This window comes from Micromonospora sp. NPDC127501, assembly GCF_040302185.1.
Lineage (GTDB): Bacteria > Actinomycetota > Actinomycetes > Mycobacteriales > Micromonosporaceae > Micromonospora.
In genome coordinates, this window is record NZ_JBEORJ010000002.1 from 141,423 (window position 1) to 166,773 (window position 25,351).

22 protein-coding genes and 1 pseudogene are annotated in these 25,351 nt (G+C 70.4%); 2 read left to right on the top strand and 21 right to left on the bottom strand.

The features are described 5' to 3' along the window. Position 1 precedes the first annotated feature (1 nt). The 19 genes and pseudogenes from nuoH to paaA all read right to left on the bottom strand — a co-directional run bounded on the left by nuoH (position 2) and on the right by paaA (position 20,677). Entirely contained in the window at positions 2-1,354 is a 1,353-nt protein-coding gene (gene nuoH, locus ABTW72_RS04610; RefSeq protein WP_350854283.1) for an NADH-quinone oxidoreductase subunit NuoH, read from the bottom strand. Further along, complete coding sequence (locus ABTW72_RS04615; RefSeq protein ID WP_091395568.1) at positions 1,351-3,858, bottom strand: NADH-quinone oxidoreductase subunit G; 2,508 nt, start codon at positions 3,856-3,858, stop codon at positions 1,351-1,353. The genes nuoH and ABTW72_RS04615 overlap by 4 nt, the downstream gene beginning before the upstream one ends. Then, positions 3,858-5,174, bottom strand: coding sequence for an NADH-quinone oxidoreductase subunit NuoF (nuoF, locus tag ABTW72_RS04620; protein WP_112585688.1), 1,317 nt, complete (start codon positions 5,172-5,174; stop codon positions 3,858-3,860). Before nuoF ends, ABTW72_RS04615 begins: the two co-directional genes overlap by 1 nt. Then, positions 5,171-6,370 (bottom strand): NADH-quinone oxidoreductase subunit NuoE, encoded by a 1,200-nt coding sequence (gene nuoE, locus ABTW72_RS04625; RefSeq protein WP_350854288.1) that lies wholly within the window; start codon positions 6,368-6,370, stop codon positions 5,171-5,173. The genes nuoF and nuoE overlap by 4 nt, the downstream gene beginning before the upstream one ends. Continuing rightward, entirely contained in the window at positions 6,367-7,692 is a 1,326-nt protein-coding gene (locus ABTW72_RS04630; protein WP_112638717.1) for an NADH-quinone oxidoreductase subunit D, read from the bottom strand. The genes nuoE and ABTW72_RS04630 overlap by 4 nt, the downstream gene beginning before the upstream one ends. Then, the gene (locus ABTW72_RS04635; protein ID WP_350854291.1) at positions 7,689-8,426 is read right to left on the bottom strand and encodes an NADH-quinone oxidoreductase subunit C; all 738 of its coding nucleotides are present in this window, start codon (positions 8,424-8,426) and stop codon (positions 7,689-7,691) included. Before ABTW72_RS04635 ends, ABTW72_RS04630 begins: the two co-directional genes overlap by 4 nt. Then, positions 8,423-9,100, bottom strand: coding sequence for a NuoB/complex I 20 kDa subunit family protein (locus tag ABTW72_RS04640; protein ID WP_030486262.1), 678 nt, complete (start codon positions 9,098-9,100; stop codon positions 8,423-8,425). Before ABTW72_RS04640 ends, ABTW72_RS04635 begins: the two co-directional genes overlap by 4 nt. A gap of 14 nt (positions 9,101-9,114) precedes the next feature. Then, on the bottom strand, positions 9,115-9,480 hold the full coding sequence (locus ABTW72_RS04645; protein ID WP_007454588.1) for an NADH-quinone oxidoreductase subunit A: 366 nt from the start codon (positions 9,478-9,480) through the stop codon (positions 9,115-9,117). Positions 9,481-9,615: 135 nt separating this feature from the next. Beyond that, a complete protein-coding gene (locus tag ABTW72_RS04650) occupies positions 9,616-10,893 on the bottom strand; it encodes a geranylgeranyl reductase family protein (RefSeq protein ID WP_112585680.1) in 1,278 nt (425 codons plus the stop codon). A gap of 139 nt (positions 10,894-11,032) precedes the next feature. Beyond that, on the bottom strand, positions 11,033-11,257 hold the full coding sequence (locus ABTW72_RS04655) for a hypothetical protein (protein ID WP_091395588.1): 225 nt from the start codon (positions 11,255-11,257) through the stop codon (positions 11,033-11,035). Between the two features lie 87 nt (positions 11,258-11,344). Continuing rightward, positions 11,345-12,055, bottom strand: coding sequence for a demethylmenaquinone methyltransferase (locus ABTW72_RS04660; protein ID WP_091395591.1), 711 nt, complete (start codon positions 12,053-12,055; stop codon positions 11,345-11,347). A gap of 790 nt (positions 12,056-12,845) precedes the next feature. Further along, positions 12,846-13,901 (bottom strand): annotated as a pseudogene (locus ABTW72_RS04665) (cell wall anchor protein); the annotation flags it as partial. Positions 13,902-14,102: 201 nt separating this feature from the next. After that, on the bottom strand, positions 14,103-15,338 hold the full coding sequence (locus ABTW72_RS04670) for a hypothetical protein (protein WP_350854297.1): 1,236 nt from the start codon (positions 15,336-15,338) through the stop codon (positions 14,103-14,105). A 240-nt stretch (positions 15,339-15,578) separates the two neighbouring features. Continuing rightward, complete coding sequence (mqnC, locus tag ABTW72_RS04675) at positions 15,579-16,769, bottom strand: cyclic dehypoxanthinyl futalosine synthase (protein WP_350854300.1); 1,191 nt, start codon at positions 16,767-16,769, stop codon at positions 15,579-15,581. A 157-nt stretch (positions 16,770-16,926) separates the two neighbouring features. Next, a complete protein-coding gene (paaE, locus tag ABTW72_RS04680; RefSeq protein WP_350854303.1) occupies positions 16,927-18,036 on the bottom strand; it encodes a 1,2-phenylacetyl-CoA epoxidase subunit PaaE in 1,110 nt (369 codons plus the stop codon). Then, a complete protein-coding gene (gene paaD, locus ABTW72_RS04685) occupies positions 18,033-18,527 on the bottom strand; it encodes a 1,2-phenylacetyl-CoA epoxidase subunit PaaD (protein WP_350855397.1) in 495 nt (164 codons plus the stop codon). The genes paaE and paaD overlap by 4 nt, the downstream gene beginning before the upstream one ends. 23 nt (positions 18,528-18,550) lie before the next feature. Continuing rightward, a complete protein-coding gene (gene paaC, locus ABTW72_RS04690) occupies positions 18,551-19,276 on the bottom strand; it encodes a 1,2-phenylacetyl-CoA epoxidase subunit PaaC (RefSeq protein ID WP_350854306.1) in 726 nt (241 codons plus the stop codon). Between the two features lie 43 nt (positions 19,277-19,319). Continuing rightward, positions 19,320-19,604, bottom strand: coding sequence for a 1,2-phenylacetyl-CoA epoxidase subunit PaaB (gene paaB / locus ABTW72_RS04695; protein ID WP_091395615.1), 285 nt, complete (start codon positions 19,602-19,604; stop codon positions 19,320-19,322). Further along, entirely contained in the window at positions 19,601-20,677 is a 1,077-nt protein-coding gene (gene paaA / locus ABTW72_RS04700; protein ID WP_350854310.1) for a 1,2-phenylacetyl-CoA epoxidase subunit PaaA, read from the bottom strand. The genes paaB and paaA overlap by 4 nt, the downstream gene beginning before the upstream one ends. 371 nt (positions 20,678-21,048) lie before the next feature. On the opposite strand from paaA, the gene ABTW72_RS04705 reads away from it, so the two are divergent. Then, complete coding sequence (locus ABTW72_RS04705; RefSeq protein WP_350854313.1) at positions 21,049-22,038, top strand: serine hydrolase; 990 nt, start codon at positions 21,049-21,051, stop codon at positions 22,036-22,038. After that, positions 22,038-23,000, top strand: a complete 963-nt coding sequence (locus ABTW72_RS04710; protein ID WP_350854316.1) for a serine hydrolase — start codon at positions 22,038-22,040, stop codon at positions 22,998-23,000. Before ABTW72_RS04705 ends, ABTW72_RS04710 begins: the two co-directional genes overlap by 1 nt. Positions 23,001-23,123: 123 nt before the next feature. On the opposite strand, the gene ABTW72_RS04715 is transcribed toward ABTW72_RS04710, so the two are convergent. Both ABTW72_RS04715 and ABTW72_RS04720 read right to left on the bottom strand, forming a co-directional pair. Next, a complete protein-coding gene (locus tag ABTW72_RS04715; protein ID WP_350854319.1) occupies positions 23,124-23,975 on the bottom strand; it encodes a menaquinone biosynthetic enzyme MqnA/MqnD family protein in 852 nt (283 codons plus the stop codon). Then, positions 23,927-25,324: an MFS transporter gene (locus ABTW72_RS04720; protein WP_350854322.1), complete on the bottom strand. Its 1,398-nt coding sequence runs from the start codon at positions 25,322-25,324 to the stop codon at positions 23,927-23,929. The genes ABTW72_RS04715 and ABTW72_RS04720 overlap by 49 nt, the downstream gene beginning before the upstream one ends. Positions 25,325-25,351: the final 27 nt, after the last annotated feature.

Genomic DNA, 25,351 nt, shown 5'->3' on the forward strand with positions numbered 1-25,351 from the left:
GTCACACCTCCCTGGAGTCCGAGCCGGCAACGATGTTGGCCGGCTCCCGCTCGGCGACCACGCGCGTGATGCGCGGGCTCGGTGGTACCTGAAGATCCATCGGTGGCAGCGGGAAGCTCCCGTGCGGCCGGTTGTCGACCTGTTCCTGCGTCGTCGGCGTCGGCTTCGGGCGCCGGCTGGGCCAGAAGATCGTGGCGAGCAGCAGGATGCCGGCCGGGATGCCGACGGCGATCACCTTGCCGCGGGTGTCCCAGTCCTCGATGGAGCGCAGGCCCGACAGGACCAGGATCCAGGCCAGGTTGATCGGCAGCAGCACCTTCCAACCGAGCCGCATGAACTGGTCGTACCGCAGCCGGGGCAGCGTGCCACGCAACCACACGAAGACGAAGACCAGCGCGATCACCTTGCCGAAGAACCAGAGCATCGGCCACCAACCGGAGTTGGCGCCCTCCCAGATGGTGATCGGCCAGGGCGCTCGCCAACCGCCCAGGAACAGCGTGGTGGTGACCGCGGACATGGTCACCATCGCGACGTACTCGCTGAGCATGAAGAGCGCGAACTTCAGCGAGCTGTACTCGGTCATGAAGCCGGCGACCAGCTCGGACTCGGCCTCGGGCAGGTCGAACGGCGCCCGGTTGGTCTCACCCACGGTGGCGATGAAGAAGATGATGAAGCTCGGCAGCAGCAGGATCGCGTACCAGCCCGGCGCGGGGACGGTCTGGCCGAAGACGGTCAGCTGGGTGCCGTCGCCCTGAGCGGCGACGATCCCGCTGGTGCTCATCGTGCCGGCGGTCATGAAGACCGCCACGATGCTGAGCCCCATGGCGACCTCGTAGGAGATCATCTGGGCGCTCGACCGGAGACCACCCAGCAGCGGGTACGTCGAGCCGGAGGCCCAGCCACCCAGCACGATGCCGTACACGCCCATCGAGGAGCAGGCGAGCAGCAGCAGCACCGCCACCGGCACATCGGTGACCTGCAACGGCGTGTGGTGACCGAAGATGCTGACCATCGGGCCGAACGGCACCACCGACAGGGCGGTGACCGCGCAGATCACCGAGATGGTCGGGGCGAAGAAGTAGACGACCTTGTCGGCCGCCTTCGGCAGGATGTCCTCCTTGAAGGCCATCTTCAGGCCGTCGGCGAGGGTCTGCAGCAGGCCGAACGGGCCGACCTGGTTGGGGCCGGGCCGCACCTGCATGTAACCGACCACGCGCCGTTCGAACCAGACGCCGAGCAGGGTGGCCAGCAGACCGAAGGCGAACGCGAAGACAATCTTGCCGAGAACCAGCCACCACGGATCCCGGCCGAAGTCGGCCAGCGTCGGATCCTGGGCCAGGTAGATCGGACTCACTGGTTACCCCCGGAGTTGAGGAGCGGACCCGGGAGACCGGTCTCGTCGGCCGCAACGCGTCCGGCCGGGATGGCCGTACTCGGTGCGGGGACGGAGATCCGGACGACCGCGCCGGACGTCGCCCCGAGGCTGCGCCGCACGGTCGAGCCGGGTGAGTTGGTCGGCAGCCAGACCACGCCGTCCGGCATCTCGGTGAGTTCCGCCGGCAGGGTCAGCGCCCCTCGGTCGGTGCCGACAGTGACCGCGTCACCGTCGACCACACCGAGCGCCTCGGCGGTGCCCTTACCCAGCCGGACCACCGGCGGACGGGCGGTCCCGGCGAGGTTCTCGTCGCCCTCGGTCAGGGTGCCGAGGTCCACCAGCTGGTGCCAGGTGGCCAGCACGGCCTCCCCGGCGTTCGGCTGCGGCACCCGGCCCGGTGCGACCGACGGCGCGGCCGGCCGGGACATCCGCGTCGCCGGCAGCGTGCCCAGCTCGCGGCGCACGCTCAGCACGTCGGCAGTGCCGAGACGCACGTCGAGCAGCGCGGCCAGCGCGTCGAGCACTCGACCGTCGGTCATCGCGGCGGTGTTCAGCACCGCCTCGAACGGACGCAGCCGGCCCTCCCAGTCCAGGAAGCTTCCGGCCTTCTCCGCCACCGGGGCGACCGGCAGCACCACGTTCGCCCGCCGGGTCACCGCGCTGGCGCGCAGCTCGAGGCTGACCAGGAACGGCACCGCGTCCAGGGCGGACTCGGCCAGTCGCGGGTCGGCCAGGTCGGCCGGATCGACACCACCGACGACCAGCGCGCCGAGCTGCCCGTTGGCGGCCGCGGTCAGGATGCCGTCGGTGTCGCGCCCGGCCTGGCTCGGGATCACCCCGGCCGGGATGTCCCACGCCTCACCCAGCTCGGCCCTGGCGGCCGGCTCGGTGACCAGGCGTCCACCGGGGAGCAGGTTGGGCAGGCAGCCCGCGTCGACAGCGCCACGGTCACCCGCGCGCCGCGGCACCCAGGCCAGCTTCGCGCCGGTACGCCGGGCCACGTCGGCCGCGGCGGAGAGCCCACCCGGCACGGTGGCCAACCGCTCGCCGACGATCAGGATCGCGCCCGGTGCGCTCAGCGCCTCGCTGACAGTGGCGTGCTCGGCGAGCACGCTGGCCTCCTCGCCCGGCACCACCCGGGCCAGCTTGGCACCGAGCTTCTCCAGGCCGCGGGTGGCGAAGGGCGCCAGCGCGTACACCGTCAGGGTCTTCTTCAGGTACGCCTTGCGCAGCCGCAGGAAGAGGATCGGGCACTCCTCCTCGGGCTCCAGGCCCACCAGCACCACCGCCGGCGCGTTCTCCACGTCGGTGTAGGTGACGTCGGTGACCCCGGCGACCGAGCTGGCCAGGAAGTCGGCCTCCTCGCGGGAGACCGGGCGGGCCCGGAAGTCGATGTCGTTGGTGTTCAACGCGACCCGGGCGAACTTGGCGTAGGCGTACGCGTCCTCGACGGTCAGCCGACCGCCGGTGAGCACCGCCGTGCCCTGCCCGCTCTCCCGAGCGATGTGCAGCCCCTCGGCGGCGACGGTGAGCGCCTCACTCCAGGACGCCTCGCGCAGCTCACCGGTGTGCTCGTCGCGGACCAGCGGAGTGGTCAGCCGGTCGGCGGCCCGGGTGTACTGGAAACCCCAGCGACCCTTGTCGCAGTTCCACTCCTCGTTCACCGCCGGCTCGTCGCCGGCCAGCCGGCGCAGCACCTTGCCACGCCGCCAGTCGGTGCGCTGCCCGCAGCCGGCCGAGCAGTGCTCGCAGACGCTCGGGCTGGAAACCAGGTCGAACGGGCGGGCGCGGAAACGGTACTGGGCACCGGTCAGCGCACCCACCGGGCAGATCTGCACGGTGTTGCCGGAGAAGTAGGAGTTGAACGGGACATCCCCGGCGTCGCCCTCCTCGCCGTAGGCGTCGTCCCGGTAGATGTTGATCTCCTCGGCGGACGACCGGCCCATCAGGTCGATGAACTTGTCGCCGGCGATCTCCTCGGAGAACCGGGTGCACCGCTGGCAGAGCACGCAACGCTCGCGGTCCAGCAGCACCTGGCTGCTGATCGCCATCGGCTTCTCGTACTCCCGCTTGTGCTCGTGGAAGCGCGAGTCGGTGCGACCGGTGGACATCGCCTGGTTCTGGAGCGGGCACTCGCCGCCCTTGTCACACATCGGGCAGTCCAGCGGGTGGTTGAGCAGCAGCAGCTCCATCACCCCCTCCTGCGCCTTCTTGGCCACCGGGGAGGTGATCTGGGTACGCACGACCATGCCGTCGGCGACGGTCTGGGTGCAGGAGGCGACCGGCTTGCGCTGCCCCTCCACCTCGACCAGGCACTGACGGCACGCGCCGGCCGGGGCCAGCAGCGGGTGGTCGCAGAACCGGGGGATCTCGGTGCCCATCTGCTCGGCGACCCGGATCAGCAGCGTCCCCTTGGGGGCGGTGACCTCGACGCCGTCGATGGTGAGGGTGACGGTCTCGGTCTGCTTGGCTACGTCGGTCATCAGTGCGCCCCTACCAGGGTCTTCTCCGACAGCTTGGGTGCGGTCCGACCCTCGATGTAGTCGAGGTAGTCCTGCTTGAAGTACTGAAGCGAGGAGGTCACCGAGCTGGTCGCGCCGTCACCCAGACCGCAGAACGAGCGGCCGAGGATGTTGTCGCAGGTGTCCAGCAGGGTGTCCAGGTCTTCGTGGGTGCCCTGACCGGCGAGGATCCGCCGGTAGACCCGGACCATCCAGTAGTTGCCCTCGCGGCACGGAGTGCACTTGCCGCACGACTCGTGGTGGTAGAACTCCAGCCACCGGTACGTCGCGTAGACCGGGCAGTCCTGGTCGGAGAAGATCTGGGTGGCCGTGGTGCCGAGGATCGAGCCGGCCGCCGCCACCCCCTCGAAGTCCAGTGGCACGTCCAGGTGCTCGGCGGCGAGCAGCGGGGTGGACGAGCCGCCCGGCGTCCAGAACCGCAGGTTGTGGCCGGGCTGCATGCCACCGGCCAACTCCAGCAGCTCGCGCAGCGTGACACCCATCGAGCACTCGTACTGGCCCGGGTTGGCGACCCGGCCGGAGAGCGAGTAGATCATCGGCCCGGAGGACTTCTCGGTGCCCATGCTCTTCCACCAGTCGGCCCCACCGAGCACGATCGGCGGCACGCTGGCGATGGTGCCGACGTTGTTCACCACCGTCGGGCTCGCGTACAGGCCGTGGGTGGCCGGGAACGGCGGGCGCAGCCGGGGCTGACCCCGGAACCCCTCCAGCGAGTCCAGCAGCGCCGTCTCCTCGCCGCAGATGTACGCCCCGGCGCCGGAGTGCACCACCAACTCCAGGTCGTAGCCACTGCGCAGGATGTTCCGGCCCAGGTACCCCTTGTCGTACGCCTCCTGGACCGCGTTGCGCAGCCGACGCGCGGCGTGCACCGCCTCGCCCCGGATGTAGATGTAGGCGCGGGCGGCCCGGATCGCGTACGACGCGATGATGACGCCCTCGACCAGCGCGTGCGGGTCGTGGGTCATCAGCGGCAGGTCCTTGCAGGTGCCCGGCTCGCCCTCGTCGGCGTTGACCACCAGGTAGTGCGGCTTGCCGTCGCCCTGCGGAATGAAGCCCCACTTGAGGCCGGTGGGGAAGCCGGCGCCGCCTCGGCCCCGCAGCCCGGAATCCTTGATCAGCTGGATCAGGTCGTCCGGGTGCGCCTTGAGCGCCTTGCGCAGCGCGGCGTAGCCGTCCAACTGCTCGTACGTGCCGATGCGCCAGGCGTCCGGCGACAGCCAGCGCTTGGTCAGCACCGGCGTCAGCTTGGCCAGCGTCTCCGGGCGGGGAGTGGTCACTTCTGGGCCCCCGTTTCGTTCGCGTCCGCCGGTCCGGCGCCGTCGGCGTCCGTCCCAGCCTTCGCTTCGGTGAGGTTGCGCTCCTGCGCCCCGGCCTCGTCGCCGGCGGGCTTGCCGTCGCCGGCCGGCGCGTTGGCCGCCACGCCGGCGGCCTCGGCCGACTGCGCGTCGCCAGCCGCGGGCGCGGTGCCGCTGCCGTCCGTCGGGACCTTCGTGCCGGGCGCGTCCGGCACTGCCGTGTCCGCGTCCGGCTGCCGGGTCTCGGCGGTACGCACCTGCGGCGACTTGTCGTCCGGTGCCTTCACGTCCCGGGTGGTGCTGCCACTGGCGTCTGCCGGCTTCGCCGGCCCGGTGGCAGCTGCCGGCTTCGCCGGCTGGGCGACCCCGGCCGCCCCCGTCGGAGCGGACGCCCCGTCGCCACCCTTGACCGGCGCGGCGCTGGCCTCGACGGGCGCCGGCTTGGCGGCCTCCGCCTTCGCCTTCGCCTCGGCGGCGGCCTTGTCGGCCTCGGCCTTGCTGCGGATCGGGGTGTTCGGGTCGAAGCCCGGCACCGAGACGCCGTGCTGCTGGGCCAGCCGCAGCCCGCGCAGGGTGGGCTCGCCCGGCCCGCCGTCGGCGACCGCACCGTCGCGCTCGTCGGCGAAACCGGCGAGCTGCACCGCCATCTCCTTGAGGGTGCAGAGCCGGGCACCCCGGGTCGGCATCGGCCGGCCGCCGGCCCGCAGCTCGTCGACCACACCGACAGCGGTGGAGGCGTCCACGCCGTCGAAGAAGTCGTAGTTGACGGTCATCACCGGGCCGTAGTCGCACGCCGCCAGGCACTCGGCGTGCTCCAACGTGATCGTGCCGTCCGCGGTGGTCTCGTCGTGCCCGACGCCGAGGTGCTCGGCGAGGGTGTCGTAGACCTCCTGGCCACCGAGCACGTTGCACATCGTGTTGGTGCAGACGCTGACCAGGAAGTCACCGGTCGGCTTGCGCTTGTACATCGTGTAGAAGGTCGCCACGGCGCCGACCTGGGCCTTGTTCAGCCCCAGCACCTCGGCACAGAACGCGACCCCGGCCGGGGAGACGTACCCCTCTTCGGCCTGCACCAGGTGCAGCAACGGCAGCAACGCCGAGCGGGACCGGTCCGCCGGGTAACGGGCGATGATCTCGCGCGCCCGCTCCCGGGTCTCGTCAGTGAAAGTCGTCGTCATCGGTCACACCCACCCATCACCGGGTCCAACGAGGCGCCGCCGGCGATCACGTCGGCGATCAGACCGCCCTCGGCCATCGCCGGGAGGGCCTGCAGGTTGACGAAGCTCGGCTCCCGGTAGTGCACCCGGTAGGGCCGGGTGCCACCGTCGGAGACCGCGTGGACGCCCAGCTCGCCGCGGGGCGCCTCGATGGCGACGTACACCTGGCCGGGCGGGACCCGGAAGCCCTCGGTCACCAGCTTGAAGTGGTGGATCAGCGACTCCATCGACTGACCCATGATCTTCGCGACGTGCTCCAGCGAGTTGCCCATGCCGTCCACGCCGATCGCGAGCTGCGCCGGCCAGGCGATCTTGCGGTCGGCGACCATCACCGGGCCCGGACGGAGCCGGTCCAGCGCCTGCTCGACAAGCTTCATCGACTCCCGGATCTCGGCGAGCCGGACCTGGTAGCGGCCCCACACGTCGCCGTCGGGGTGGGTCGGCACGTCGAACTCGTACGTCTCGTAGCCGCAGTACGGCATGGTCTTGCGCAGGTCCCAGGCGAGGCCGGCGGAGCGCAGCACCGGGCCGGTGATGCCGAGAGCCACGCAGCCGGTGACGTCCAGCACCGCGACGTTCTTCGTCCGCTCCGTCCAGATCGGCTGGCCGGAGAGGAGGTCCTCGTACTCCTTGAGCTTCTTCGGCATCATCTTGAGGAACTCGCGGATCTTGACGATCGCGTCGTCCGGCACGTCCTGCGCCACACCGCCCGGCCGGACGTACGCGTGGTTCATCCGCAGGCCGGTGATGGTCTCGAAGATGTCGAGGATGTACTCCCGCTCGCGGAAGCCGTACAACATGATCGAGATCGCGCCCAGCTCCATGCCGGTGGTGGCCAGCCAGACCAGGTGCGACGAGATCCGGTTGAGCTCCATCATCAGCACGCGGATCGTGGTGGCCCGCTCGGTGATGTCGTCGGTGATGCCGAGCAGCTTCTCGACCGCGAGGGCGTACGCCGTCTCGTTGAAGATCGGGGCGAGGTAGTCCATCCGGGTCACGAACGTCGAACCCTGGACCCAGTTGCGGTATTCGAGGTTCTTCTCGATGCCGGTGTGCAGGTAGCCGACGACCGAGCGGGCCTCGCGGACCGTCTCGCCCTCCAGCTCCAGGATCAGCCGCAGCACCCCGTGCGTGGACGGGTGCTGCGGACCCATGTTGACCACGATCCGCTCATCGTTGATCGGGTCGGTGCCCGAGACGATCGTGTCCCAGTCCCCACCGGTGACGGTGAAGACCCGACCCTCGTCGGTTTCGCGCTCGCTGGCGTAGTTCGACGTCGTCACTGGTACGACCTCCGCGTGTCCGGCGGCTGGATCTCCGCGCCCTTGTACTCGACGGGGACGCCGCCGAGCGGGTAGTCCTTGCGCTGCGGGTGGCCCTCCCAGTCGTCCGGCATGAGGATCCGGGTCAGGTTGGGGTGGCCGTCGAAGACGATGCCGAACATGTCGTACGCCTCGCGCTCCTGCCAGTCCGCCGTCGGGTAGACGGCGGTCACGCTGGGCAGGTGCGGGGCCTCGACGGAGACCGCGGCCTCCAGCCGGACGCGGCGCCGGTACGTCATCGAGGTGAGCAGGTAGACCACGTGCAACCGGCGCTCGTCGGCGCCCAGGTAGTCCACACCGGAGACCGAGGAGCACAGCTCGAACCGCAGCGCCAGGTCGTCCCGCATCACCTGGCACACCTCGGCGATCCGCTCCGGGCGTACGTGCAGGGTCAGCTCACCCCGGTCGACCACGACCTTCTCGATCGCGTCGTTGAAGGCCGGGTACGCCTCCTCCAGCGCGTCGCGGACCTCGTCGAAGTAGCCCCCGTACGGCCGGGACGCCTCCTCGATGGGCTGGCGCTGGCGGACCAGGCCGCCGTAGCCGGACACGTCGCCGGTGCCCTGGTTGCCGAACATCCCGCGACCCGCCGGGCTGGCCGGCGGGTACTCGGCGGGGGCGGTGCTGCTGGCGCCGGCCGGCACCACCGGCAGCGGCACTCCGCCGTCGTTTGGCTTGTCCGTGGGTGACGTCATTTCGGGCCTGCCTGCGGGTGGAGGTGGTTCTGAGCGTTCATCCAGTTCTCGATGCGCAGCTGCTCCTCGCGGCCCTCGCGGACCGCCCGGGTCCACTCGGCGCGGCGGGCCTTGTCGCTGCGGTACGAGGAGGGCATCGAGCCGTAGGGCACGACCGGAACGTCGCCGCGCTCCTGGCGGGCCGCCAGCATCTTGCGGCCGTTGGGGCCCAGCGGCTCATACATGATCTTCTCGCGGAGCTTGAGGATCGCGTCGATGAGCATCTCCGGCCGGGGCGGGCAGCCGGGCAGGTACATGTCGACCGGCACCACGTGGTCGACGCCCTGCACGATCGCGTAGTTGTTGAACATGCCGCCGCTGCTGGCGCAGACGCCCATCGAGAGCACCCAGCGCGGCTCGGCCATCTGGTCGTAGATCTGGCGCAGCACCGGAGCCATCTTCTGACTCACCCGGCCGGCCACGATCATCAGGTCGGCCTGCCGGGGCGACGCCCGGAAGACCTCCATGCCCCAGCGGCCCATGTCGTAGTGCGGACCACCGGCGGCCATCATCTCGATGGCGCAGCAGGCCAGGCCGAAGGTGGCGCCCCACACGGACGACTTCCGAGACCAGTTGACCAGCTTCTCCACCGAGGTGAGCAGGACGCCGGCGGGAAGCTTCTCCTCGATGCCCATCTGACGTTCCTTCCTCAGTCCCAGTCCAGGCCGCCGCGCCGCCACACGTAGGCGTACGCAACGAAGACCGCGACGATGAACAGGACCATCTCCACGAAGCCGAAGATCGGCAGAGCGTCGAACGAGACCGCCCAGGGGTAGAGGAAGATGATCTCGATGTCGAAGACGATGAAGAGCATCGCCGTCAGGTAGAACTTGATCGGGAACCGCCCGCCGCCGACCGGCTGCGGGCTGGGCTCGATGCCGCACTCGTAAGCCTCGAGTTTGGCCTTGTTGTAGCGACGGGGACCGGCGAAGCGGGCGGCGCCAACGGAAAACAGCGAGAACGCCGCGGCGAGGGCGAACAGCCCGATGATCGGTGCGTAAGGCGAGAGCGACATCGTTTTCTCCTGCTCGTCCTTCCCTGCCCTCGGTGCTTGACGAAAATCACACTATTCACGTCCCTCGCAGTGGCAGTCGGCGGGGGTCGATCTTTGTCGGCATCGGCGCCGTGACCAGCGCCGATGCCGTCCTACCTATACGGCTGGGGCGGCCTTCGTCATCGCGTTGATGACCCGATCCATCGCGTCCCCGCCGCGCGGGTCGGTCAGGTTGGCCAACAGCTTGAGCACGAAACGCATCAGCGTCGGGTGCGGCATGCCGTGTTTGGTGGCGATCCGCATGATCTCGGGGCGGCCGATCAGTTTCACGAAGATGCCGCCCAGCCGGTAGTAGCCGCCGAGCCGGGCCTTCAGCTCGTTCGGGTACGCCAGCAGCGCGCGCTCGCGTTCCGGGCCGGCCGGCCGGGCGAGGGCCTGGACCATGACCTCCGCGGCCAGTTCGCCGGACTCCATCGCGTACGCGATGCCCTCACCGTTGAACGGGTTGACCATGCCGCCCGAGTCGCCGACCAGCAGCACGCCCCGGGTGTAGTGGGGCACCCGGTTGAAGCCCATCGGCAGCGCGGCACCGAGGATCGGGCCGTCGGCGTTGGTCTCGTCGGTCATCCCCCAGTCTTCCGGGGTGTTGGCGAGCCAGTCGGTGAGCAGCCGGCGGTAGTTGGTCTTGCCGAACGCCGAGGACGAGTTGAGCACGCCGAGCCCGACGTTGACCCGCCCGTCACCGAGGCCGAAGATCCAGCCGTACCCGGGCAGCAGGTTGTCGCCGCTGTCCTTGCTGCGCAGCTCCAGCCAGGACTCCAGGTAGTTGTCCTCGTGCTTGGCCGGCGAGCGGTAGTAGCGGCGGACGGCCACACCGATCGGCCGGTCCTCCCGCTTGGCCAGCCCGAGCGCGAGCGGGAACCGGCCCGAGACGCCGTCCGCCGCGACGACCAGCGGGGCGTGGAAGGTGGTGGGCTCCTTGCCCGGCCCGACCTCCGCCTCGACGCCGGTGACGCGGCCATCGCCGTCGAGCACCGGGCCCAGCACGTTGACGCTGGTCCGCAGTTTCGCGCCGGCGGCCACCGCCCGCTGGGCGAGCAGGTCGTCGAAGTCCAGGCGCGTGCGCACCAGACCGTAGTTGGGGAAGCTGGCCAGCTCCGGCCAGTCCAGTTCGAGGCGCACCCCGCCGCCGATCACCCGCAGGCCGCGGTTGTGCAGCCAGCCAGCCTCGGGCGAGGTGTCCACACCCATCCGGATGAGCTGGCGCACCGCGCGCGGGGTCAACCCGTCGCCGCAGACCTTCTCCCGGGGGAACTCGGTCTTCTCCAACAACAGCACCCGTACGCCGTGCCGGGCCAGGTGGTACGCAGTCGCTGACCCACCGGGACCGGCGCCCACGACAATGACGTCGGCGTCGTGTTCCACCGCGGTCATTCGCGCCTCCTCCCGCACGCTCGTGAAATGCTTCACAAGCCAGACGGGACGAGTGTATGACCGGCGTCATACCAGCGCAGGATCAGGGGTACCTAACTCGCCGATGTGACAGCCAACCACCGTCCACAGCGGTCAGGTGTCAGGCCGGGCTGGAGGCGTCGAGGCCCGCGTCGACCCGAATTGTCTCCGGTAGATGCTCACGGAGCGCCCCACCCGCGGCCCGGTCCAGTGCCGCCAACACCTCGGCGACCACCTGCCGGACCTCCACCGGGTCGGCCCCGGCCAACTCGCGCAACTGGGAGATGAGTTCGGCCGCGTCGTCGTCGGTGGCGGCCACCGGGTCCGCCGGGTCTGCTCCGGTCATGCGATCGAGCGTACCGGGCAAAGTGGACTAAAGCCCGACATTAACGAAACCTGAATAATGTCCGTACCGGGTGGTCCGGAACCGTCGCTACTCGCGGATCCCCCGGTGCAGGGCCACCACGCCACCGGTCAGGTTGCGCCACGCCACGCGCCCCCACCCGGCCGCGGCCACCCGGCCGGCCAGCGCGGACTGCGCCGGCCAGGCCCGGACCGACTCGGCGAGATAGACGTACGCCTCGGGGTTGCTCGACACCGTGCGGGCCACCGCCGGCAGCGACCGCATCAGGTACGACAGGTAGACCGTCCGGAAGACCGGGTTGACCGGGGTGCTGAACTCGCAGACCACCAGCCGGCCACCCGGCCGGGTCACCCGGGCCAGCTCACGCAACGCCGCGTCGGTGTCGTTGACGTTGCGCAGCGCAAAGGAGATGGTCACCGCGTCGAAGCTGGCGTCGGCGAACGGCAGCCGCAGCGCGTCTCCCGCCAGCAGCGGCACCTCGGGCCGGGCCCGCTTGCCGGTGTGCAGCATGCCGAGTGACAGGTCGACCCCGACCGCGTACGCCCCGGACTGGGCAAGCTCGCGCGTCGAGACACCGGTGCCGGCACCCACGTCCAGCACCCGCTCGCCCGGCCGCAGCCCGAGCGCCGCCCGGGTGGACCGGCGCCAGGAGCGATCCTGGCCCAGCGAGATCACCGTGTTGGTCAGGTCGTAACGCTCTGCCACGCCGTCGAACATCGCGGCGACCTCGTGCGGCTGCTTGTCCAGACTGGCGCGCTGGCCCTGCGGGGTACGGCTCACCCCCTCACTCTGCCAGCCGCCCGCCAACCGACGTTCGCTGGGTGGGCGGCACGCACGCCGTACGCGAGAGGGCGGGGTGGTCGCCCACCCCGCCCTCTCCTAGTGCCCGCGTCCGTGACACCTCGGTCAGAACGCCTGCCGCCATCGCACCCTTCGCGGTCGCGTCTCGCGCGCGCCGCTGATCAGGGCGCCGGTGTCAGTCGGTCGACTTCTCGTCGGTCGGCGAGACCACAACCACCTTGCGGCGACGGGTGAGCACCAGCAGCGCCCCGCCCACCAGCAGGATGATCACGCCGATGCCACCGATCAGGCCGACCTGCACACCGGTCACCGGCAGGCCGCCACCGCCCGCGCCACCACCGGCGGAACCGCCACCGGAACCCGGCGAGACGGTCGTACCCGGCGTCGTCGTACCGCTGGGGATCGGCGTGACCGTGGCGGTTGGCGTCGCGGTCGGCGTGACCGTCGCGGTCGGCGTCGCAGTCGGCGTGACCGTCGCGGTCGGCGTCGCAGTCGGCGTGACCGTCGCGGTCGGCGTCGCAGTCGGCGTGACCGTCGCGGTCGGGGTGACCGTCGGCGTCGCGGTCGGGGTCGGCGTAACCGTGGGCGTCTCCGTCGGGGTGACCGTCGGCGTCGGGGTGACCGTGGGCGTCTCCGTCGGCGTGGGCGTCTCCGTCGGGGTGACCGTCGGGGTCGGCGTCGGCGTCTCCGTCGGCGTCGGCGTCTCCGTCGGGGTGACCGTCGGGGTCGGGGTCGGCGTCTCGGTCGGCGTCGGCGTCTCCGTCGGGGTCGGGGTGACCGTCGGCGTCGGCGTCGGCGACCCGGTCGGGGTGACCGTCGGCGTGGGCGTCGGCGTCGGGTCGACGGCCAGGTCGACGAAGACGTCGAAGATCGCCTGGTTGTCGCCCTCGTCGACCTCGGTGAAGGCCTTCCGCTGGGCGGTGCTGGCCCGCCGCGGTTGCTCCTCGGGCTCGCCGGCTGCCGCGTCCAGGCCGTGCGCCACCAGCTCGCCGACCCGTAGCACCGGCTCGGTGACGTCCTTGCCGACGGTCACCTTGATGTCCGCCGTGTAGTAGTCACCGGGCCGGATCACCGCGCCGTCGTCCTGGCAGAGCGCCTGAACGACGCCGAAGGTCTGCGTGGTGCACGTGTCCGGCAGGGTGTCGAAGGTGACGCCCGCCGGGAGGGTGAGCACGTAGGCGAGGCCGGTGGCCTTGCGGCTGCCGTCGTTGTAGACCGCCCAGTCGACCGGCACCGTCTCGCCCGGCCGCACCGGCCGAAGGTCGGGGTCATCGCCGTTGACGCCGTTCACCACGACGTTCGCGTTGACGTCCTGCACCCAACTGGTCAGGTCGTACCCGGGCTCGGTGACGGTGATGTCGTGCTCGACCTTGTTGTCGTCCTCGTTGGGGTCCTCGGTGGCCGAGCGGATGGTGACCACCAGAGTGCCGGCGGCGCCCTCACCACCGGTGGAGAAGATCGGGATGCCGAAGTCCTCGCTGGTGCCGGCGGCCAGGTCGCCGAGGCGGCAGGTGAACTTCTTGCCGTTCACCCGGCAGCCGTCGGGCACCACGACCCGGACCTTGTTCGTCTTCAGCTTGCTGGTGTCCACGGTGTAGCTGACGCCCTTGGCGTCTTCCTTGCTCCGGGTGTTGTCGACCGAGAACTTGAACGGCTTGCTCCTGGCCTCCGTGACACCCTTGGCCAGGTTGTAGCTGAGCGGCACCAGGGCCAGATCGGCCTCCTCGGCCGCCAGCACGGGAGCGGCCACGGCGGCGATGCCGCCGGCCGCGAGCAGCGCCACGACACTGGCGCGCACCAGCGTCGAGCGGTGGAACGCTGTCATCAGTCCCCCGGGGGTAGGGAAGAAAGAATGGTTGCGGAACGAGCGGACGCTATCGGAGGCCGAACTTCCACGCCAGCAGGCCGACCCGTTTTCATCCGTCCGTTCCGAGCTGGGCAGACAGTACGGGCGGGATGGTCACCCATCCCGCCCGTACTGCCGTGCGTTATATGAACGACCCTCATGGGTCGATGGAGGACCGCCTCAGCCGGCCGTACGCTCGTCGGCCGGCGTCACCAGCACCACCCGGCGACGACGCGCGACCAGCACCATCACACCACCGGTGATCAGCACCGCCGCGCCGATTCCGCCGATCAGGCCCGCCTGCACACCGGTGACGGGCAGGCCGCCGCCGGAGCCACCCTGGCCACCCTCGCCGGGGCTGCCGCCGGGGTTGTCGCCGCCGCCGGAGCCGGCCTTGGCGGCCACGATGACCGCGAAGTCGTCCCGGTCGTCCGACGGGTCCACGTCGGTGACACGCTCAGCCTCGGCCACCGCCTTGACGTTCTTGATCGCACTCCGGCGGGCCGCCCCGGGCACCGGGGTACCGACCGGGGCTACGCCGAGCGCCTTGGCGGCCAGCGAGCCGTCCGGCAGCGCGGCCGGAGCCGTCACGCCCGCCGCCACAACGATCGGGAAGGTGATCAGCGCTCCGACGGCCTCGCCGAACAGGAATTCCTTGTCGGTGCAGGTCGCGGTGCGCTTGTCGGCGGAGTACTCGCAGGCCTCGTACTGCTCGGTGAAGGTGACGTCCTTCGGCAGTTGCACAGTGAACTCGAGACCCTTGGCGATCCTGTCGCCCTGGTTGACGATCTCACCGACGAAGACGGCGTTGTCACCCGCGTACAGCGGAGCCTGTTCCGTCATCACGCCGTCGACCAGGCGGAGCGCGGTCTTGACGTCGGTCGCGATCACGCCCACGTCGACGCCGCTCTCGTCGCTGACCTCGATGCGAGCGGTGGCCGAGTTGTTGCCCGGTGTGGTGTCGCTCGGCGACTCGATGGTCACGGTGATCGGCGCGGAGTACGGCTCGTCGACTGCCACCGTCCGCTTGATCAGCACGATCGGCAGCTCAACGGTCTCCCCTGGCCCGGGGATGTCCTCCGGTGCCACGACACAGGTCCAGAGCACGGGTTTGCCGGCGCCCTCGCCGCTACAGTCGCCGCCGGCCGGGAAGACCGCCATCGTGTCCCAATCGATCTGCGACGTGTCGGCCTTGACCACCAGTGCGCTCGGCGTGCCCGGGCCACTGTTCGTGACCTTGGCGAACGCCGTCTTGACCTGCTGTCCCTCGGCGACCTTCGTGCCGACGACGGCCTTGATCGAGAGGTCGGCACCGTCGGGTGCGGCAGTGGCTGGCGTGGCAGCCATCGCGCACAGGCCGCCAGCAAGCAGCGCGACCGCGCCGAGCCGCGCCAGCGGCCGGTTACGAAAGATCATGAAAGGCCCCCGCAGGCTAGAGAAAAGGTACGGGCGGGGACGTTAGCGGGCCTCGATCACTCCCGCCAGCCCCGACCTGGGCGAAGCCGGCCGGGATGATGCGAGTGACTCGAGGATTGTCCGGATTGATGGCGGTTGTTGTACCGGATCGACAGTGGCCGCCGGCGCAAGAATCACCGAATCGGCATCCGTGGGTGACCGTTCAGCTGGCGGGCCGTCGGAGGTCGCGGAGTCGAGCGGTCAGTGCGCGTCCACCAGCGGCAGGGACTTCCCCGCGCCACCGCCGGGCAGCGCGATCGAGGAGAAGTGCGACACCACCCGCTCGTCGGTCGGGTCGTCGGCCGGCGTGTGGTGCACGGCGAGCCGGTTGTAGAGGGTGTCGCGTTGCGCCGGGATCCGGTCCGCCGAGCGGATCATGCCGATCAGCTCGTGCAGGTTGGAGCGGTGCCGGGCACCGGCGGAGGAGATGACGTTCTCCTCCAGCATGATCGAGCCGAGGTCGTCCACGCCCATGTGCAGCGCGAGCTGCCCGACGTCCTTGCCGGTGGTCAACCAGGACGCCTGCAGGTGCGGCACGGTCTCGAAGAAGAGCCGGGCCACCGCGACCAGGCGCAGGTATTCCAAGGTGGTCGCCTGGGTGCGGCCCTTCAGGTGGTTGTTCTCCGGCTGGTACGTCCACGGGATGAAGGACCGGAAACCGCGGGTGCGGTCCTGCACGTCACGGATCATGCGCAGGTGCTCGATCCGCTCGGCGTGCGTCTCGCCGGTGCCCATCATCATGGTGGCGGTCGACTCGATGCCCTGCCGGTGGGCCAGCTCCATGACCTCCAGCCAGCGCTCGCCCGACTCCTTGAGGGGAGCGATCGCCCTGCGGGGCCGCTCGGGCAGCATCTCCGCACCGGCGCCGGCGATCGAGTCCAGGCCGGCGGTCTTGATCCGGGCGATGGCCTCGTCGAGGCTCACCCCGGAGACCTTGGCCATGTGCAGGATCTCGCTGGGGCCGATCGAGTGGATGACCAGCTGCGGGTACGCCTGCTTGACCGAGGAGAACAGCTCCTCGTAGTACTCCACGCCGTAGTCCGGGTGGTGCCCGCCCTGGAGCATCACCTGGGTGGCACCCAACTCGACCGCCTCGCCGCAGCGGCGCAGGATCTCCTCGGTCGGGTGGGTCCACCCTTCCTTGTGCTTGGGCGCCCGGTAGAACGCGCAGAACTTGCACGCCGTCACGCAGACGTTCGTGTAGTTGATGTTGCGGTCGATCAGGTAGGTGACGACGTTGTCCGGGTAGCGTCGCCGACGCACCGCGTCCGCCGCCTCGCCCAACGCGTGGAAGGGCGCCTCGGTGTAGAGCAGCAGCGCCTCCTCGGGCGTGATCCGCCCGCCGTCCGCGCCGCGCTGCAGGATGTCGTCGATCTCCCGGCTCACCGTCACACCCCGAGCCTACGTCGCCCGCTCGGCGGCCGACGCGCCCCTCCGTTGCCGGTGACGAGCACCCCAGTTCGACGTCCGGCCTGACCGGCCGAGATCTTGGACAGTTTCCGTTCAGGCGTGACGGAAAGTGTCCAAGATCTGCGATATGGGTGCTTGATCAGGCGTCGTAGTCGACAGTGAGCTTGTCGGTGGTCGGGCTGGACTGGCAGGTCAGCACGTAGCTGGCGGCCAGTTCGTCGGGCTCCAGCGCGTAGTTGCGGGCCATCGTGACCGCGCCGTCGACGACCTTCGCCTTGCAGGTCGAGCAGACGCCACCCTTGCAGGCGTACGGCAGCTCACCCCGGACCTTCAGCGCGGCGTCCAGCACCCGTTCCTCGCGGCCCATGGTGAAGCTCGACGACCGGCCGTCCAGGACGATGGTGACCTCGGCCCCGGCGCCCACCTGGTCGACGGGTCGGCGCACCGGCTCCGGTGGCGTGTCGACGTGGAACAGCTCGGTGTGCACCGCCGACTCGGGCAGCCCGCGTGCGGTCAGCACGTCCCGGACGTCGACCACCATGCCGTACGGGCCGCAGAGGAACCACTCCTCGATCAGGTCGCCCGGCACGATGGTGCCCAGCAACCGGCCCAGCCGCTCGGCGTCGATCCGACCGGAGAGCAGCGGCGACTCGCCCTGTTCCCGGGAGAGGACATGCACCAGGTGCAGCCGGGTGGGGTGACGGTCCTTAAGGTCGGCCAACTCCTCGGCGAACATCACCGTGTTCGCCGTGCGGTTGCCGTACACCAGTGTGAAGGTGCTGGCCGGCTCTACGGCCAGAGCGGTCGCGACCAGCCCGAGCACCGGCGTGATGCCGGAGCCGGCGACGACCGCGCCGTAGTGCCGCACCCGGTCCGGCGCGAACGCCGTGGTGAAGGTGCCCAACGGCGGCAGCACCTCGACGGTGTCGCCACCGCGCAGCGCCCCGCACGCGAACGCCGAGAAGGCACCGCCGGGGATCTCCCGCACCCCGATCCGCAACCGGCCGTGCCGGGCCAGGTCGTCGGGGGTGGAGCAGATCGAGTACGACCGGCGCACGTCCGTGCCGTCCTCCGCAGCTCGCCGCACGGTGAGGTGCTGACCGGCGCGGAACGCGAAGGTCTCCCGCAGTTCCTCGGGTACGGCGAAGGTGACCACCACGGAGTCGTCGGTGAGCCGATCGACGGCGGCGACGGACAGCGGGTGGAAGACCGGCCGGCGGCGAACCGGGCGGGTGATGGTGACAGTCACAGCGCCTTCAGGTGGTCGAAGGGTTCGGAGCAGGAACGGCACCGCCACAACGCCTTGCACGCGGTGGAGCCGAACCGGCTGACCTGCTCGGTCTCCGGCGAACCGCACTGCGGGCAGCGGACCGCGAGCGTCAGCGACACGACGCCGGGGGTGGGCACCGGGGACGGCGGGGCGATCCCGGCGGCGGCGAGCTTGGCCCGCCCACCCTCGGAGATCCAGTCGGTGCTCCACGGTGGGCTGTAGACGGTCCGGACCTCAGCGTCCGGGTGGCCGGCAGCGGTGAGCGCGCGACGGATGTCGGCCCGGATCACATCCATCGCCGGGCAGCCGGTATAGGTCGGGGTGATGGTGACGGTGACCCGGCCACTGGCCGGATCCTCCTCGACCGCCCGCAGGATGCCCAGCTCGTCGATGGTGATGACCCGGATCTCCGGGTCCACGACGCTCGCGGCGGCCTCCCGTGCGCTCGCCCCGCCGGTGACGTTCGCGATCGTGGGACTCGCGCTCCTCGCGCTCACCACTTCGCTCCGGGGTGGGCGCGGTGCAGCACCTGCATCTCGGCGAGCAGGTAGGCCAGGTGCTCGGTGTGCACACCGGCCCGCCCACCGGCCGGGGCCCAGGCACTGTCCGGCCGGGTGAGCGTCGCCTCGGCCAGCACCGGGCCGACGACCTCGTCGAACGCCGGCCGCAGGGTGGCCGGGTCGACCGGCGCCGCCGGGTCCGCGGTGAACAACTCGTGGGTGTACGGCCACACCTGGTCGACGGCCGCCTGCATCCGACGGTGCGACTCCTCGGTGCCGTCACCGAGCCGCTTCACCCACAGCGCGCCGTGGTCCAGGTGGTACGCCGACTCCTTGCGCGCCTTCGCGCCGATCGCGGCCAACCGCTCGTCCGCGCAGCCGGCCAGTGCCGTGTACAACGGCAGTTGGTACGCCGCCAGGAAGAACAGCTTCGCCATCGTCACCGCGAAGTCGTCGTTGGGCAGCTCGACCAGTAGCGCGTTGCGGAACTCGCGGTCGTCACGCAGGTACGCCAGCGCGTCCTCGTCGCGGCCGGCGCCCTCCAGCTCGCCCGCGTACGACAGCAGCAGGCGTGCCGCGCCGAGCTGGTCGAGGGCGATGTTGGCCAGCGCGATGTCCTCTTCCATCTCCGGCGCGCGGGTGGTCCACTCGGCCAGCCGCTGGGCCGCGATCAACGCGTCGTCGGCGAGAGCGAGGGTGAAGTCGAAGGGCCCGTTCACGCCGTCACCTCGCTGCGCTGGCTGGTTAGTCCGCTCCGCTCGCTCACAGGTGGGCCACCCCGTCCGGCACCTCGTAGAACGTGGGATGGCGGTAGACCTTGTCGGCGGCCGGGTCGAAGAAGGCGTCCTTCTCGTCCGGGCTGGACGCGGTGATCGCACCGGCCGGCACCACCCAGATCGACACGCCCTCCTGGCGACGGGTGTAGAGGTCGCGGGCGTTGCGCAGGGCAAGCTCGGCGTCGGGGGCGTGCAGGCTGCCGACGTGCGTGTGCGACAGCCCGCGCCGGGCCCGCACGAAGACCTCCCAGAGCGGGGTGTGTTGCGTCATGCTGCGACCGTCTCCTTCTGTCCCGCCCGCTTCGCGGCGTATGCCGCGGCGGCCTCGCGTACCCAGGTGCCGTCGGCGTGCGCGGCCCGGCGGTGGGCCATCCGCTCCCTGTTGCACGGCCCGTCGCCCGAGATCACCTGCATCAGCTCGGCATAGTCCGGCTGGGTGTAGTCGTACGCCTGCCGCTCGTCGTTCCAGCGCAGGTCCGCGTCGGGGATGCGCAGCCCGAGGATCTCGGCCTGCTGGACGCACATGTCGACGAAGCGTTGACGCAGGTCGTCATTCGAGAAGCGCTTGATCTTCCAGGCCATCGACTGGGCGGAGTGCGTGGAGTCGCCGTCCGGCGGGCCGAACATGGCCAGCGACGGGTACCACCAACGGTCCACCGCGTCCTGGGCCATCGCCTGCTGCGCGGGGGTGCCGTGCGCCAGGGTGTGCAGGATCTCGTAGCCCTGCCGCTGGTGGAACGACTCCTCCTTGCAGACCCGGATCATGGCGCGGGCGTACGGCCCGTACGAGCAGCGGCAGAGCGGGACCTGGTTGACGATCGCCGCGCCGTCCACCAGCCACCCGATGGCGCCCACGTCGGCCCAGCTGAGGGTGGGGTAGTTGAAGATCGAGCTGTACTTCTGGCGGCCGTCGAGCAGCAGTTGGACCAGCTCGTCGCGGCTGATGCCGAGGGTCTCGGCGGCGGCGTAGAGGTAGAGGCCGTGACCCGCCTCGTCCTGCACCTTGGCCAGCAGGATCGCCTTGCGCTTGAGTGACGGCGCCCGACTGATCCAGTTTCCCTCCGGCTGCATGCCGATGATCTCGGAGTGGGCGTGCTGGGCGATCTGCCGGATCAGCGTCCGCCGGTACGCGTCGGGCATCCAGTCGCGGGGCTCGATCTTCTGCTCGGCGTCGACCACCTCGGCGAAGTACGCCGCCAGGTCCTCGTCCGGCGCGGGCCCGCCGCGCCGCCCGCGCGCCGCGGCTGCCCGCAGCTCGGCCTCGGCGGCCTCGACCTCGCCCAGCAGGCCGCCGGGCGCCTCGTCGGTGGCGCCGTCCGGGGCGGAGAAGTCGTTGCCATACATGAGGCTAAGTGTTACAGCTTGCGCCGCGTTGCACCAGGGGGTGTAACAGGAATCCGGGCATCCCATCTGTGAGCGGATGAGTGCTTTGCGCTACTTGGACACCGTGATATCGCCGTGACCTAGCCCACGAAACAAAGGTGAATCCCTGCAAAAACCTCATAGCGGCCCCATAACTCGCCTTTATCGCAGGTTGCCTAGTGTCGAACCCTGGCGGTCCGCCGGTCCGGACGTAGACTTCTGCCGGACAACCGATCGGCTGCCGACATCGACATCTCCACAGAGGCCACCTCCCCCGGCCTCGGCGATCGCACCCGATTCGTCCCGACGACAAGCCGGTCCCCCCGGCCCTGACACCTGGAGTTCACCCACTCATGCGATCTCGCGTGACCCTGGTGCTCGCCATCACGGCGGTCGTGCTCGGCGGCGTCCTACTGGTGCCCACCGCGTACGCCCGACTCGCCAGCGACAACAGCGGCGGAGGCGGCGGAGGCGGCACGTCGAGCGTCGCCGCGCCCGCGCCCACCCCACCACCGCCGCCCACTCTGGCCGCCGGCCCGGTGTCGGTGAGCTTCAAGGGTGAGTTCTTCTCGTGGGCTCTGTTGGATCGGAAGACGGGCAAGATCTCCGGGTCGCCGAACATGACAGCGACTAGCTCCACCGAGTCGATGATCAAGGCGTGGATCGTCTCCGACTACCTGCGACAGCTCGGTGACAGGGAGCCCCCCGCAGCGATGAAGGAGATGGCTCGGCTCGCCATCGTCGACAGCAACGACGGAGCGGCCAACAAGATCCACGCCGCTGCGGGTGGCTCCTACAAGCCCTCGTCGAGCAGCGTCCCCGACGCGGTGATCCAGCGGGCGATCAAGATCTGCGGGCTGACCGACACCAAGCGCGGCAACGTCAAGCCGTACACCGGCTACTGGAGCTTCACCAGGATGTCCCCCCGCGACGCGGTTCGGGTCGGCGACTGCATCGCCGACGGCAAGGCTGCCGGCCCGAAGTGGACCAAGTGGGTGCTGGACCAGATGAGCAAGGTCAAGGGCACCACCGCGGCCAAGGACCAGCGGGTCTCATCCGGTGGTGGCCGCTGGGGGATCATCGACGGTCTACCCAAATCGATCACCTCCCAGGGGCCGGTCAGCATGAAGAACGGCTGGACCCCGATCTACGGCGACGGCAACTGGCACGTCAACTGCCTCGCCGTCACCAGCAAGTGGAGTCTCGCCGTGATGCTGCGCTACCCGATCAGGACCGGTCTGGACTACGGCGCGAAGGTCTGCGCCAGTGTGGCCACCCAACTGGTCACCCCGCAGCCGGGCGCCGCCCTCAAGGTGCCGCAGCAGCCGGTCGGAAAGCTCTGATGGCCGGCAACCGTCGGGTCGACCGCCGCAACGGCGGCGAGGCCTCCCCGATTCGGCTGATCGCCATCGCGGTCATCCTGATCGGGCTGGTCCTGGTGTCGCTGCGGCTGCTGCCCGGGTCGCCGTTCGAGTCGTCCGCCGCGGCCAAGTGGGGCGACGCGGGCTCCGGCTCCAGCGACCGCCCCACCGGCGCCGGCACCGACCGCAGCGCCCGCCAGCCGTCCTCGCCGTCACCGAGCCCCAGCCCGTCGCTGGAGCCGCTGCCCTTCGTGGCCAGGAACCTCGATCTGGACATCGAGGGCTGGTACTCCTGGAGCGTCCTCGACCGCCGAACCGGAAAGATCATCGGTTCGAAGAACATGGGCGAGACCAGCACGACCGCCTCGATGATCAAGGCCTGGATCGTCGCCGACTACCTGCGGCGCGCCGCCGACGCCGGCCAGACCCCGAGCGACGCGAAGCTCGCCGACGCGACGCGGATCATCCGGGACAGCGACAACACGCGGGCCGAACAGTTCTACAACCAGGTCGGCCGGGACGCCTCGATCAAGCGGCTCATCTCCATGTGCAAGCTGACCGACAGCAGCGTGGCCCCCGACGGCGGCTGGAGCCGGACGGCGCTCTCACCCCGGGACACCGCGCGGATGGGCAACTGCATCGTCACCGGCACCGCCGCCGGGCCGAAGTGGACCAAGTGGCTGCTCAACGAGATGAAGCTGGTTCGCGGTGCCGGCGACTTCGGGATCCGCAAGGCCTTCCCGGCGGCCGAGCAGAAGAAGATCGCCATCAAGAACGGGTGGATCGACCGGACCAGGGAGCAGGAGATGCACATCAACTGCCTGGCCATCGGTGACACCTGGACGATGGGCGTGATGGTCAAGTACCCGATCAACATGGGCTACGACTACGGCATGAAGAACTGCGAGAAGATCACCGAGGCACTGCTCCGCCCCGGCACCTGAGCCCCTCAGGCTGACGCCGGCCGCTCTGGGCAGAGGTTTTTGGTGGCCTGGATTGTGCCGGCCCGGCGTACTGACGGGCCGGCACACTGACGGGCCCGGCGGTGGCGGGCCCGGCGGTGGCGGTCAGCCGGCGAAGAACTCCGGGCCGCCTTCCGGCAGCGCCGGGGCCTCGCCGATGGCGGCGGCCCGTCGGGCCCACTCGCGCAGCCCGGCGACCTGCCGGTCGCCGAGGGAGAAGTCGAGGGTACGGAAGTACGTGGCCAGCGTCTCCGCGTCGAAGGTCTCCCAGCGGGCAGCCGCCTCGGCGACCTGGTCCAACTCCGCCAGGCAGAGATCCCGCGAGCGCAGGAAGGCCTCGTGCACCTCCTTCACCAGGCCCGGATGGGCGGCGGCGAAGTCGCGCCGGACCGCCCAGACGGCGAAGACCATCGGCAGCCCGGTCCACTCCCGCCACGCCTGCCCGAGGTCGGTGACCGTGAGGCCCTTTTGCGGTGCCTCGTAGTACGCCCGCAGCGCCACGTCCCCGATCAGCACGGCGGCGTCGGCCTCCAGCAGCATCTGGGTCAGGTCCGGCGGGCAGCGGAAGTACTCGGGCCGCACGTTGTACTGCTCGGCGAGCAGCAGCTGAGCCAGCATGACGCCGGTCCGCGAGGTCGAGCCGAGCGCCACCCGGGCGCCGTCCAACTCGCCGAGGGGTCGAGTGGAGACCATGTTGACCGAGAGCACCGGCCCGTCGCTGCCCACCGCCAGGTCCGGCAGGAGCAGCAGCTCGTCGGCGTGCTTCAAATACTCCAAGAGCGTGATCGGGCCGATGTCGAGGTCGCCGGCGACCAGCGCCGCGCTCAACCGGTCCGGCGAGTCCTTGTGCAGGTCGACGTCGAGCAGGGCACCGGAGCGCATCAGACCCCAGTAGATCGGCAGGCAGTTCAGGAACTGGATGTGCCCGACCCGCGGGCGTGCGATGCGCTCAGCCATGGCCCGACCGTATCCCCGGCGGCTGGCTCCGGCTCGGCGGGCCGGCTCGGAGTGGCCAAGCCCGCACTTGACGCCCGTCGTGCCGCAGCGGTTACGAACGGCACGAAGGCCAGCACCACCAGCAGCCCGACCACACCGGCACCGGCGATCAGTGGCCGAGGCGGAACGACCGCGAGCAACGCCCCGCCGATCAGGAAGCCCGCCATCGAGCCACCCTGCACCGCCGCGCCGTAGCTGGCGTACGCCCGGGCGCGCATCGCCTCCGGTACCCGCCGAGCGGTGAGCAGGTTGGCGAAGACGTTCTCGCCACCGTTGGCCGCACCGCCCACCAGCCAGAGCGGCACCAACACACCTGCCGCCGGCACCGTCGCCGCCAGCAACACCATCAGGCTGCACACGGCCAGAGTGGCCAGCACCCCGCGTACCAACGCGCCGTCGTCGCCGAGCCGCCTGGCAACTCGTACGGCGAGCCAGGTCCCCGGCAGCATGCCGGCCATCCATGCGGCACTGACCAGGCCGTACGTGGTCGCCGAGCCCTGCAACGTCTCCCGGATGAAGAAGACCTCGATCACGTTGATGCCGCCGATCGCCGCAATCACCACGGCAGTGCTCACCACCATGACGAGCATCAACGGATCGCGGCGCAGCCGCCAGCCGACCTCCGTACCCCCCGGGGTTGCCACGCCGCCCGAGACGGCCGGGCCGTTCGCTGCGGTGGCCTGCCTGGCGGCGACCTCGCTGCTCGCGGCGACCTCGCTGCTCGCGGCGGGCCGCCGGCCGCCGCGTCGGGTCCGCAGCAGCAGACCCGCAACCACGAGCGCCAGGTACGTCACGGCATCGAGAAGCAGCGGTACGCGGGTGCCGAACTGTCCCACCAGCAGGCCGGCCAGCACCGGGCCGCCGAGCGCACCGAGCGAGACGGCGGTCTGACTGATCGCGCTGGCTCGCGGCAGGTCGGCCGGGCGGACCATCGCCGGCAGCAGCGCGGCCAGGCAGGGTTGGGTCACCGCGAGCCCGCAAGCCAGCAGGGCGACGAGCCCGACCACCAGGATTGGTTGCTCGACGACGGCGAGAAGCGCACAGATTGCGGCCTGCCCGAACCCGATGGTCACCAGCAGGGTACGGCTGTCCGTCCGGTCGGCGAGTCGGCCCGCGAGTGGGGCGAGTACCACCAGGGGCAGGGTGGCGGCCAGCAGCAGCCCCGACACGGCCAGGCCGCCGGCACCGGCACCCTGCAGCGCCAGCGCCAGCGCGGTCGCAGCGAGGAAGTCGCCGCAGATCGTGGTGCCTCGAGCGGCGGCGGCGATCCAGACGTCCGACCAGCGCGACTCGTCAGTTATGAAGGACATGCTTCGAAAATAATCCTTCACAACTGA